Source organism: Pseudomonas sp. FBCC-B35, assembly GCF_059133755.1.
In genome coordinates this window covers 4,460,413-4,472,050 of record NZ_CP101439.1, presented here as the reverse complement: position 1 = coordinate 4,472,050, position 11,638 = coordinate 4,460,413, and the positions used below count along the sequence as shown (strand labels likewise).

Sequence of the window (11,638 nt, the reverse complement as noted above, 5' to 3'; positions counted from 1 at the left end):
CGGAGGTCAGTCATGCGACGCGTGGTGTTCAATCAGAAAGGCGGGGTGGGCAAATCCAGCATCGCCTGCAACCTGGCAGCGGTAAGCGCCCATGAAGGCTACCGAACCTTGCTGATCGACCTGGATGCACAGGCCAACTCGACCCAGTACCTCACCGGGCTGGTGGGCGAAGACATTCCCATGGGCATCGCCGATTTCTTCAAGCAGAGCCTGTCCAGTGGGCCCGGGGTGAAGAAGAATAAGGTCGATATCCACCAGACACCGTTCGAAAACCTGCATGTGGTCACCGCCACCTCGGAGTTGGCCGACCTGCAACCCAAGCTCGAAGCCAAGCACAAGATCAACAAGCTGCGTAAATTGCTCGACGTCTTGAGTGAAGATTACGAGCGGATTTACATCGACACCCCGCCGGCCCTCAACTTCTATGCCGTCTCGGCGCTCATCGCAGCGGACCGAGTGCTGATCCCTTTCGACTGCGACAGCTTCTCGCGTCAGGCCCTGTACGGGTTGCTGGCCGAGATCGAGGACATCAAGGAAGACCACAACGAACACCTGGTCGTCGAGGGCATCGTGGTGAACCAGTTCCAGCCCCGTGCCAGCCTGCCGCAGCAGATGCTGGACGCGCTACTGGCCGAAGGCTTGCCGGTGCTGCCGGTGTACCTGGGCAGTTCAGTGAAGATGCGGGAGTCGCATCACGCCAGCCTGCCCCTGATCCACCTCGACCCCCGTCACAAACTGACCCAGCAATTCGTGGCGCTGCATGATTTGCTGGGTGGGGATGAGTAGGTGCAGCTTGATCAGACGTCTGCACGAGGGGCTACGTATCCCCTATGAGTCGCTGCTTGCAGGTACCTGAGGTCAAACTCCCTGGCTGCGCAGCCACTCCAGCAGTGGCTGAAGGGGAAGTGCCCCTGCCTGGCGCGCGATCTCGCGGCCGTTGCGCATCAGTATGAGGCTCGGGATCGAGCGAATGCCCAGTTGCCCGGCCAGGGAGCGGTTGGCTTCGCTGTCGAGCTTGGCCAGGCGGCAGCGGCCAGTCAGTTGGCGGGCCGCTTGTTCGAAGACTGGCGCGAAGGCCTTGCAGGGGCCACACCAATCGGCCCAGACGTCGATCAGCAAGGGCAGGTCGCCTTTGACCTGGCTTGCATAGCTGCTCTCGGTCAGCACGAACGGCGCCTGGAGCACCACTTGCTGCTTGCAGCGGCCACACTTGGGCGCATCGCCCAGGCGGTCGGCGGGCAAGCGGTTCAGGCCGTTGCAGTGAGGGCAAGGGACAATTAGCGGATCGGTCATTGCATCTCCGTTGGCGTCTGTGGGCTTCAGGACGAGCAACTGATTTCCAAGTGCTTGCCCCAGGCAGGTGGCGGCGCTGCATAGGCCTGCATTCCGGCCTGTTCCTCGAACGGGCGGCTCAGCACCTCATGCAAACGCCTGACCTCAGTGTAGTCGCCTGCCTCGGCCGCTTCGATGGCGTTCTGCGCCAGATAGTTACGCAGCACATACAGCGGGTTCACGGCGTGCATGCGCTCACGCCGCCCGGCAGCATGGTTCGGTTCACGTTCGCAGCGCGCTTGATAGTCGACAGCCCAGGCATCGAAACCCGCCAGGTCGATGAAGGCGTCACGTACCGATTGCAGCGCGTCGGCCAGCGGTTGATCGCCCAGGCGGCGGAAGAACAGGTTGTAGTCCACACCACCGCTCTGCATGCGTTGCAGCAGACGCTCGACCAAGGCCATGTCTTCATCCTCGGCGGTAGTCAGGCCGAGCCGGCGACGCATCAGGTCCAGGTAATGGGCCTGGTAGAGGGGCAGGAACAGCGCCAGTGCCTGCTTGAGCGCTTCGACCTCGACCACCGTGGTCAAGGCCTGGGCCAGCGCGCTGAGGTTCCAATGGGCGATCGGTACCTGGTTGGCATAGCTGTAGCGGCCGCGGTCGTCGGAGTGGTTGCAGATGAAGTTGGCATCGAAGTCGTCAAGGAAAGCGAACGGGCCGAAGTCGAAGGTGATCCCCAGAATCGACATGTTGTCGGTGTTCATCACGCCGTGACAGAAACCGTACGCTTGCCAGCGTGCGATCAGCTCGGCATTGCGCTCGACGATGGTCTGGAACATGGCCAGGTAAGGCTGCTCGGCGTCTTTGCACTGCGGGTAGTGCTCATCGAGTACATGGTCGATCAGCACGCGCTGCTGCTCGGGCTGCTGGGTGTAGTAGAAGTATTCGAAATGGCCAAAGCGGATATGGCTCTGGGCAAGGCGGGTGAGCATGGCGGCGCTTTCCTGGGTTTCCCGCCACACCGGGGTGCTGGAGCCGATCACGCACAGGGCTCGGCTGCTGGGGATGCCCAGGGCATGCAAGGCTTCGCTGGCCAGAAACTCACGAATCGAGGAGCGCAGCACGGCACGGCCATCGCCCATGCGCGAGTAGGGGGTCTGGCCGGCGCCCTTGAGGTGCAGGTCCCAATGTTCACCGGCATTGTTGACCACCTCGGTCAGTAACAGGCCGCGGCCGTCACCCAGGCGCGGGTTGTAGCCGCCGAACTGATGGCCGGAATACACCATCGCTCGTGGATCGGCGCCTTCCCAGAGCTTGTGGCCACTGAACAGTTCGGCGAACAACGGCAGCTCGGCCTGGGCCGGGTCGAGGTCGAGCAGCGCCATGGCCGATGCACTGGCGACCACCAGGCGAGGGTCTGCGATCGGCTCGGGCAGTACCTGGGTAGAGAATGCGTCCCCCAGGCGGGCGAAGCGGTTGTCGAAGGTGAGCTGGTCGAGGGCTTTCACGGGGCTGCTCCTGAGTCGAGGTGGCAAGCGGCCGCTGCGTGGCCCTGTGCGGGCGGACCGGCCGTGAGCGAGGGCCAGGCCCTCGCGGGTTGAACGGGCGTCTCTGCCCTATGGAGTCCAATCACACCGGTTGAGTGCCATCGGATTTGGGCGAGTCCATCGGTATCAACTGTTGTTTGCCGGCTTTGGGGTCCATCAGGAACACCTCGACCTGGCGTACGGAGATCTTGATGTCGTGCGCCTTGAACTCCCGGTTGATGTAGCGATTGATCTCGTCCAGCGTCGGGTTGCGATCACCCAGGTCACGGACGTGCATGCGCAGTTCGTGGTCCAGTGAGCTTTCGCCGAATTGCAGGAAGTACACCAGAGGTTCCGGGTCCTTCAGCACTCGCGGGTTCTCATGCGCACCCTTGAGCAGCAGGTCGCGGACCAGGTCCAGGTCCGAGCCGTAGTCGATGCCCAGTTTCAGGGTCACGCGGGTAACGGTATCGGTGAGCGACCAGTTGATCAGTTGCCCGGTGATGAACGTCTTGTTGGGGACGATGATGTCCTTGCGGTCGAAGTCGGTGATGGTGGTGGCGCGAATGCGGATCTTGCTCACCGTGCCCGACAAGTTGCCGATGGTGATGGTGTCGCCGATACGCACCGGGCGTTCGAACAGGATCATGATGCCCGAAATGAAGTTGGCGAAGATTTCCTGCATGCCGAAACCCAGGCCTACCGACAGCGCGGCGACCAGCCACTGCAGCTTGTCCCAGCTGACCCCCAGGGTGGAGAGGGTACTGACGATGCCGACGCCGACGATGGTGTAGGACAGCAGCGTGGTGGTGGCGTAAGCACTGCCTTGGGCCAGATTAAGCCGCGACAGTACCAGCACCTCCAGCAGGCCGGGCAAGTTGCCGGCCAGGGCGAAGGTAATGCCCACGATCACCAGTGCGCCGAGCAGGTCACCGAGGCTGATGGGGACCATGCTCGCCGCAGCGCCCGTACCGCTGGTGTATTCGTACAACACGAAGTTGTTGAGGTAGGCGAATACCGAGAGCAGGTCCGACCACACCCAGTACAGGCCGGCGATGAAGCCGCCGAGCAGGGCCAGGCGGATAAGGCGCAGGGACTGCTGATTGACCTGTTCGATGTCCAGCGTCGGTTCTTCGACGACGACTTCGCCATCGAGCCCTTCCTTGGCTGCAGCCCGCTTGCTGAGCGCGCGCTGGTAGGCCAGGCGTCGGGCGGCCACGGAAAGCCCGCGCACGAATGCCGCCTCGATCACCAGCCAGAACAGCAGCAGGTAGAGGGTGTAGATCAGGCGGTCGGTGAGTTTCAGCGCCGTGTAGTAGTAGCCGAAGCACACGGCGATGAACAGGGCGATGGGCAAGGCCGTGAAGGCCACGCCCACTGCTTTGCGAAACAGCGAGGTGTCGCGGTGGGCAGGGCTGCTCAGCAACAGGCGGCTGAGCAACCAGGCCATCAGTGCGTAGCAGGTCAGCACAACGCCAATCCCCAGCACGTCGTCGGCCAGCGCCGAGGGCTGGTGCTCGGCCACCGCCACCACCCCCACCAGTGCCAGCACCACAGTGCCCAGCCGCCGAACCCAGCCGCGCAAGAACTCCACTTGGGGCTTGTACCAGCGGAAGTGAATCTCGGCCACCCCGCCAGGCGAGAGGATGCGGTAGGCCGTATAGAACACCAGCCAGGCCTGGGCCAGTTGCCACAGTGCCGCGCCAAGGTTGGCGTTCTGGCCGCGAGCGTCGATCTGCAGGGCGTAGCTGCACAGCGCCAGGCCCAGGCTCACCGGCATCGCCAGCAGGATGTTGATCAGGATCGCCTGCGGGGTGTGCCACTGGCTGTCGCGACGGAAATGGCCGATGTCCTGGTGCACCTTGCCCAGGCGCTGGTACAGGTACTTGCGTCGCCACAGCAACGCGCCGATCACCAGCAACAGCGGCAGGAACAGCAATGGGCGCTGGCTCAACCCGTCAGCCAGCTCCTTGAGGCCCGAGCTCCACGGCAGGTCCGCCACCTGGTCGGCCAGGCGTTGCGGCACATAGGCCAGCCAGTCCCAGTCCAACGGCTTGTTGCTGGGTATCCAGAACATCTGCTCGTCCAGCGTGGTGCGCAGGCTTTGGGCAGTGCCCAGTAGCTGCTTCTGGTTCAGTTGCAGGGTAATGGATTCGTTGAGCAGCGCCGACAGCTCTCGGTTCAGGCGTTCGAGCAAGTCGCTGCGGGTGATGGCCACTTCCAGCAATGCCTTGCGCAATTGGGGGGTGACGGTTTCGGGGGGTTGTGCAGCCAGCAGTTTGTCCACGTAGCTGACCGGGCTGCTCATCTGCTCGCGCTGCTGATTGACTTCGAACTGGTACAGGCGCGTGTCGGCGATCTGGTCAGCCAGGTCACGGTCGAGCTTGAGGTGCGGCAGAGTCTGTTTCTGTTTGTACAGGATCTTGGACAGCAGCAGGCTGCCCTTGAGTACGCTGATCTGCTCGTCCAGCGCCTGATCGGCCTGGGTCAGGGTGTCGAGCTGCTGCTTGGTCCGCAGGTTCTGCTGGGTCAGTTCGTTGAGCCGGTCGGTGCTTCTGAGCAGGTAGTCGGACAGCTTGAGGTTGGCCGCGCTTTCGGTGGCCAGCAGGCTGCTGCCGCCGGCTTTCTGGGCTTCGATCGACTGCTGCGTGACGGTTTCCTGGGACTGGGCCAGGCGTTTATCGTTGATCAGGGTCTGCAGGTCCTGGATTTCCTGCTCCAGGCGTGCCGTGCGCTCGATCAGCAGGTCATGGCGGGCATTGCCCAGGTCTTGCAGCACGCTGTTGCCCGCCAGCTCCTGGCGGCGTAATTGGGTGAGGGCGTTGAGCGAGGCCAGTTCGGCGTTGAGCTGGTTGCGCAGGTCGGCACTGATAGGCTTGCCCGCATCCTTGCCGCTTTTGAGGATGCTGTTGATCTGCTGGGCCCGCGCCTGGCTGCTGCTGATCTCGGACTGAGCCCGTTCGGGACGGGTCTGCGAATTGATGATCAGGCTGTTGGCTTCGGACAGCGCCTTTTGCAGCTCGCCTTGCTGGGTGGTGCGTTCACTGAGCATCTGCTCGAGCTGCGGCACGCCAAGGCTGGCGTAGCGCTGGGCCACCGACTGCACCGAGCTCTGCTTGAGCCTTGCCAGCTCTTTCTGGCTGTCGCTGGTTTCCTTTGGCGCGCTGGCCAGCTGCTGCTTGAGGGCGGTCAGCTTGCGTTCGTTGTCTTCCTTGCTGGCCAGCAGGCTGAGGGTTTGCTCGAGCACTTGCTGCAGGGCCTTCTGATCGGCTTCGGGCAGCTTGCGCTCGGCGATCTTGTCCAGGCTTTCCTGGACGCTGGCGGTGGTGGGGGCTTCAGCGGCGGCGACCGCCAGGGGAAGGCAAAGGCACAGCCCGAGCAGGGCTGTGCGAAGGTGCAGGCGAAAGGACATAGGCAGACTACTTGTGGATCAGGCAGAAACGAAGTTTAGAGGAACAATCCTGGTCCTGGTCGCGATCCTTCGGGGAATCTGACGCCCACTTTCTGAATCTTGTTCCCGTCCATGGTCGCCACGGTCCAGATCGTGCCATGCCATTCGACCTGGTCGCCTACCACTGGCGCGCCTCCGACCTTCTGTCGGATGAACTGCGCCAGCGGCATGTGGGCATCCTGGCTGTCGACGTTGAGGCCGTAGAGCGACGCCACGGCGCCGAGCTCGGCATCGCCTTCGAGCACGAAGTCGCCGAAGAAGCGCAGGTCCAGGCCGCGTTGGGGCGCCTGGCTGAAGAGTTTGCCCAGTGCAGGCAGGTTGTGCTCATGCCCGATCACGCACAGCATGTCGTCCACTTCCAGCACGGTACTGCCCGAAGGGTGCAGCAGCTGTTCGCCACGGAACAGCGCGGCGATGCGCGTGCCCTCTGGCATCTTCAGCTCCCTGAGCGCCGCTCCAATGCACCACTTTTCGGCGCCCAGGCGGTAGACGAACATCTCCCATTCGCTGGTGATGTGCACTTCCAGTGCCGAGCGAGAGATGGGCGCCGGGTCTGGCGGCACCGTCACCTTGAGCAGTTTGGCCATCCAGGGCAGGCTGGTGCCCTGCACCAGCAGCGAAACCAGGACGATGAAGAACGCCAGGTTGAAGAACAGCTGGGCGTCCGGCAGGCCGGCCATCAGCGGGAATACCGCCAGGATGATGGGCACGGCGCCGCGCAGGCCTACCCAGGAAATGAAGGCTTTCTCGCGGTCGTGGAACGCCTTGAAGGGGAGCAGTGCGGCAACGACCGACAACGGGCGTGCGATCAGAATCATCCACAGGGCAAGGCCCAGTGCCGGCAGGGCGATAGGCAGCAGGTCGTGAGGCGTCACCAACAGGCCCAGCACCAGGAACATCCCGATCTGGGCCAGCCATGCCATGCCGTCGAGCATGTGCAAAATGCCGTGCCGGCTGCGGATCGGCTTGTTGCCCAGCACCAGCCCGCACAGGTAGACCGCAAGGAAACCACTGCCGTGCAAAGCGTTGGTCAGCGAGAAGACCACCAGCCCACCGGCCACGACCAGAATCGGGTAAAGGCCGCCTGCCAAGTTGATGCGGTTGACCAACTGCAGCATCACCCAGCCGCCGCCCAGCCCCAGCAACCCGCCGATGCCGAACTCGCGCAACAGGTGGCCCAGCAGGCTCCAGTGCAGCCCGGTCTGGCCACTGGCGATCATGTCGATGAGGGTCACGGTGAGGAACACCGCCATCGGGTCGTTGCTACCCGATTCGATTTCCAGTGTGGCGGTGACCCGTTCGTTCAGGCCTTTACCGCCCAGCAGTGAGAAGACCGCTGCGGCATCGGTGGAGCCCACGATGGCGCCAATCAGCAGGCCCTGGATCAGGCTCAGGTCGAACAACCAGGCCGCCACCATGCCGGTCAGCGCCGTGGTGATCATGACCCCGACCGTTGCCAGCGAAAGCGCCGGCCACAAGGCGACCCGGAAGCTTGCCACCCGCGTGCGCAAACCACCGTCGAGCAGGATCACGGCAAGCGCGAGGTTGCCCACCAGGTAGGCGGTTGGGTAGTTGTTGAAAATGATGCCACCCCCGTCCACGCCAGCGATCATGCCGACGGCCAGGATGATGACCAGAATCGGGATGCCAAGCCGCGACGACAGCGAACTGACCAGGATGCTTGCCCCCACCAGCAATGCGCCGATCAGGAACAGGCTATTGATGGTACTGGCATCCAAAGGCAGGTACTCCGGGACAACGAGGAGGGAAGACGTGATAGCGCGGATTCGGTGTTTGCTAGCAGGTCGCGTGCCAACCGATTCTAACCTGATGAATTGGCAGCCTGTAAAGCGTTTCTGAAGATGTAGGCAAGCCAGCCCGCAGCGCGCGCCGCCTTCAAAGAAGAGGGCCGCGAATGCGGCCCTCGTGCAATCAACCGTGGTTCTTGCCCAGCAAGGCGTGATAAAGCTCGGTGTCTCCCAGAATCCCCACGACTTTGTCGTTTTCCTGCAGCACCAGCTTGTTGCCGGTCTGGTAGCGAATCTGCAGTGCCTCACGCATGCCGATATCGGCATGCACCAGGGTTGGCCTGCGGCTCAGGCCTTCCACTGACTGCCCTGGCGCCCAGTTCTGCATCTCCAGCCCGTTCTGGCCTTGCCGTGCACGCTTGATCGAATTGCCTTCACCCAAGTCCAGCCACGAATCGCCACCGGGGTCCAGGCAGACCGAGCCGTTGACGCGCTTGCAGTTGTCGAGCGAGCGCATCAGGCTGCGTCCGCACAGTACGTTCAGCGGATTGGTATGGGCCACGAAGGTGCGCACGTATTCATCGGCCGGGTTGAGCACGATTTCCTCGGGCTTGCTGTACTGGATGATCCGGCCGTCCTTCATGATCGCGATCCGGCTGCCCAGCTTGAGCGCCTCGTCCAGGTCGTGGCTGACGAAGACGATGGTCTTGTTCAGCTGGCTCTGCAGGGTCAGCAATTCGTCCTGAAGGCCTTGGCGAATCAAGGGGTCCAGGGCCGAGAACGGTTCGTCCATCAGCAGGATGTCGGCATCCATGGCCAGCGCGCGTGCCAGGCCGACGCGCTGTTGCATGCCGCCGGACAATTCATCGGGCTTCTTGTTGCGCCACTGTGCCAGGCCTACCAGTTCGAGCTTTTCGTCGACCAGCTTGCGACGTTCCTTCTCGGGGCGGCCCTGCATTTCGAGGCCGAAGCTGATGTTCTCGCGCACCGTGAGCCAAGGCATCAGGGCGAACTTCTGGAACACCATGGCGATACGCTTGGTGCGCATCATCTTCAGTTCAGCCGGGGTGCAGTGGGCGATATCGATGTGCTTGCCTTCGTGCTCCACGAACAGCTTGCCGCGGCTGACGGTGTTCAGCCCGTTGATACAGCGCAGCAGGCTGGACTTGCCCGAACCGGAAAGGCCCATGAGCACGCAGATCTCGCCTTTCTGGATGTCCAGGTTGGCTTTCTCGACGCCGACCACAAGCCCGGTCTGCTTGAGAATCTCTTCGCGGGTCTTGCCCTGGTCCAGCAGCGACAGCGCTTCGCGTGGCTTGTTGGAGAAGATGACGTCGACGTCTTCGAATCGAATGATACTCATGCTTCACTCCTGGCCGGCAGCTCCGGTTGCTTGCAGATACGGTCGAGCATGATCGCCAGCAGCACGATTGCCAGGCCCGCTTCGAAGCCCAAGGAAATATCGGCGGTGTTCAGTGCGTTGACCACGGGTTTGCCCAGGCCGTCGGCGCCCACCAGGGCGGCGATCACCACCATCGACAGCGACAGCATGATGCATTGGGTGACGCCTGCGGCGATGCTCGGCATCGCATGGGGCAGTTCGATACGGGTGAGCAGTTGACGGCGCGAGCAGCCAAAGGCCTTGCCGGCGTCCATCAGTTCCTGGGGTACATCGCAGATACCCAGGTAGGTCAGGCGGATGGGGGCGGCGATGGCGAATACCACCGTCGAGATCAACCCAGGCACCACGCCCAGGCCGAACAGGGTAAGGGTAGGGATCAGGTAGACGAAGGTGGGGACCGTTTGCATCAGGTCGAGCACCGGCCGCATGGCGGTGTAGAACATCGGCTTGTGTGCGGCGACGATACCCAGCGGCACGCCGATGGCCACGCAGACCACGGTGGCGAAACTGACCTGGGCCAGGGTTTCCATGGTTTCCTGCCAGTAGCCCAGGTTGAGGATCAGCAGAAAGGACACTGCGACGAAGGCGGTCAATGCCCACTTGCGCTGGATCAGGTGCGCCAGGGCAGCGAATAGCGCGATGAGCACGAGCGGGTTGAACCAGGTCAGGGTACTGGTGACCCCATGGATCATGAACTCCAGGCCTTGGGCGATGGCGTCGAAATAATTCGCGCCGTGCTGGGTCAGCCACTCGACGAACGAGGACATGTACTGGCCCAGGGGTATTTTCTGATCGATAAGCATGATAGCGAGCTTCCACCTGCGTAGATTGAAATCAACCCGGGGCGGGCACGGTCCTGCCCCGAGGTAGCGCTACTGCGTAGTTCGGTTATTGCGTCAGCTTGGCCTTGGCCGCCTCGAGACCAGGTTTGCCATCCACGGTGGTCACGCCTGCCAGCCAGGTGTCCAGCTTGCCAGGATTGTCCTTGAGCCATTTGCGCGCGGCGGCGTCAGGTTTCATCTTGTCGTCCAGGACATAGCCCATCATGGTGCTTTCGTCCTTGAGCTCGAACGACAGGTTCTTCAACAGTTGGCCGACGTTGCTGCATTCCTGCGCATACCCCTTGCGGGTATTGGTGTACACCGTCGCCTTGCCGAAATCGGGGCCGAAGAACTCGTCCCCACCGGTCAGGTACTGCATCTTGAACCGAGTGTTCATCGGGTGCGGCTCCCACCCCAGGAACACGATGGCTTCGCCACGTTTCTGCGAGCGATCCACCTGGGACAGCATGCCGGCCTCGCTGGACTGGACGATCTTGAAGCCGGCGTCCTTCAGGCCGAAGGCGTTCTTGTCGATCATGCTCTGGATGGTGCGGTTGCCATCATTGCCCGGCTCGATCCCGTAGATCTTGCCGCCTAGCTCATCCTTGAACTTGGGAATGTCGCTGAAATCCTTCAAGCCCTTGTCGTACAGGGCTTGCGGTACTGCCAGCGTGTATTTGGCGTTTTCCAGGTTGGCGCGCAGGGTTTCGACCGTACCGGCGTCGCGGTACTGCTTGATGTCGTTCTCCATGGTCGGCATCCAGTTGCCGAGAAACACGTCCAGGTCCTTGCCGGCCGCCAGCGACTTGTAGGTCACCGGCACCGAGATCATGGTGGTGTGCGTCTTGTAGCCCAAGGCGTCGAGCACAGCGCTGGTGGTGGCCGTGGTTACCGTGATGTCGGTCCAGCCGACATCCGAAAACCGCACCGTCTGGCACTGCTCGGGTTCTGCAGCCTGGGCCAGTACCGGTGCGGACAGCAACGCGACCAGCAACAGCGAGGGTGAACCTTTCATGGGTGGACTCCTGTGATTTTGTCTTCGGGTTCGCGTGGTTCGTCGGACGTTCTGAGGGTCCGATCGATCAGGCCTGCAGAGGGCAGGTTGCGTGGCCGTGCTTTACGAGTCGCTTTCGATAATCCTCCAGCGCCGAGCAATCGCCTACTGGTGGAGTCGTATCCAGTACGCAACGGGTCGCATCCAGTATGGGCAATGTCGCTTATGGATTCTTCTGCCCATCCTGCCGCTTTTTTGCGTCACCAAGGCGCCGGAAAGCGGCGCGCTGGGCCTGCAAAACAGGCGGCGCGGCTGGACAAGACTACGTCGGTTGCAGACGGCGAGCAGGGTGGCAAAAGCCCGATGATGCGTGCATTGAAGGCGGCCTGCAGTTCAGCCTAGCAGCTGCCCCGCCCTGCGCATT

Annotated in this window: 8 protein-coding genes; 1 reads left to right on the top strand and 7 read right to left on the bottom strand. The window is 62.5% G+C overall.

Going from position 1 to position 11,638, the window contains the following annotated elements; translation table 11 throughout:
• Positions 1-12: 12 nt before the first annotated feature.
• Entirely contained in the window at positions 13-786 is a 774-nt protein-coding gene (locus NMB38_RS20360; RefSeq protein WP_027913540.1) for a ParA family protein, read from the top strand.
• Between the two features lie 72 nt (positions 787-858).
• Here the strand turns inward: NMB38_RS20360 and trxC are convergent, their stop codons facing one another.
• From trxC to NMB38_RS20325, 7 genes are all read right to left on the bottom strand, one after another.
• Positions 859-1,293, bottom strand: coding sequence for a thioredoxin TrxC (gene trxC / locus NMB38_RS20355; RefSeq protein ID WP_027913541.1), 435 nt, complete (start codon positions 1,291-1,293; stop codon positions 859-861).
• A gap of 26 nt (positions 1,294-1,319) precedes the next feature.
• A complete protein-coding gene (gene selO / locus NMB38_RS20350) occupies positions 1,320-2,780 on the bottom strand; it encodes a protein adenylyltransferase SelO (RefSeq protein WP_104926595.1) in 1,461 nt (486 codons plus the stop codon).
• A 121-nt stretch (positions 2,781-2,901) separates the two neighbouring features.
• The gene (gene mscK, locus NMB38_RS20345) at positions 2,902-6,210 is read right to left on the bottom strand and encodes a mechanosensitive channel MscK (RefSeq protein ID WP_104926594.1); all 3,309 of its coding nucleotides are present in this window, start codon (positions 6,208-6,210) and stop codon (positions 2,902-2,904) included.
• A gap of 35 nt (positions 6,211-6,245) precedes the next feature.
• The gene (locus tag NMB38_RS20340) at positions 6,246-7,988 is read right to left on the bottom strand and encodes a potassium/proton antiporter (protein WP_023532459.1); all 1,743 of its coding nucleotides are present in this window, start codon (positions 7,986-7,988) and stop codon (positions 6,246-6,248) included.
• Between the two features lie 193 nt (positions 7,989-8,181).
• Positions 8,182-9,360 carry a choline ABC transporter ATP-binding protein gene (gene choV, locus NMB38_RS20335; RefSeq protein ID WP_027913544.1) on the bottom strand — a complete coding sequence of 393 codons (1,179 nt, stop codon included), beginning with the start codon at positions 9,358-9,360 and terminating at the stop codon, positions 8,182-8,184.
• Complete coding sequence (gene choW / locus NMB38_RS20330; RefSeq protein ID WP_173645905.1) at positions 9,357-10,205, bottom strand: choline ABC transporter permease subunit; 849 nt, start codon at positions 10,203-10,205, stop codon at positions 9,357-9,359. The genes choV and choW overlap by 4 nt, the downstream gene beginning before the upstream one ends.
• An 82-nt stretch (positions 10,206-10,287) precedes the next feature.
• Positions 10,288-11,235 (bottom strand): choline ABC transporter substrate-binding protein, encoded by a 948-nt coding sequence (locus NMB38_RS20325; protein WP_023532510.1) that lies wholly within the window; start codon positions 11,233-11,235, stop codon positions 10,288-10,290.
• Positions 11,236-11,638: the final 403 nt, after the last annotated feature.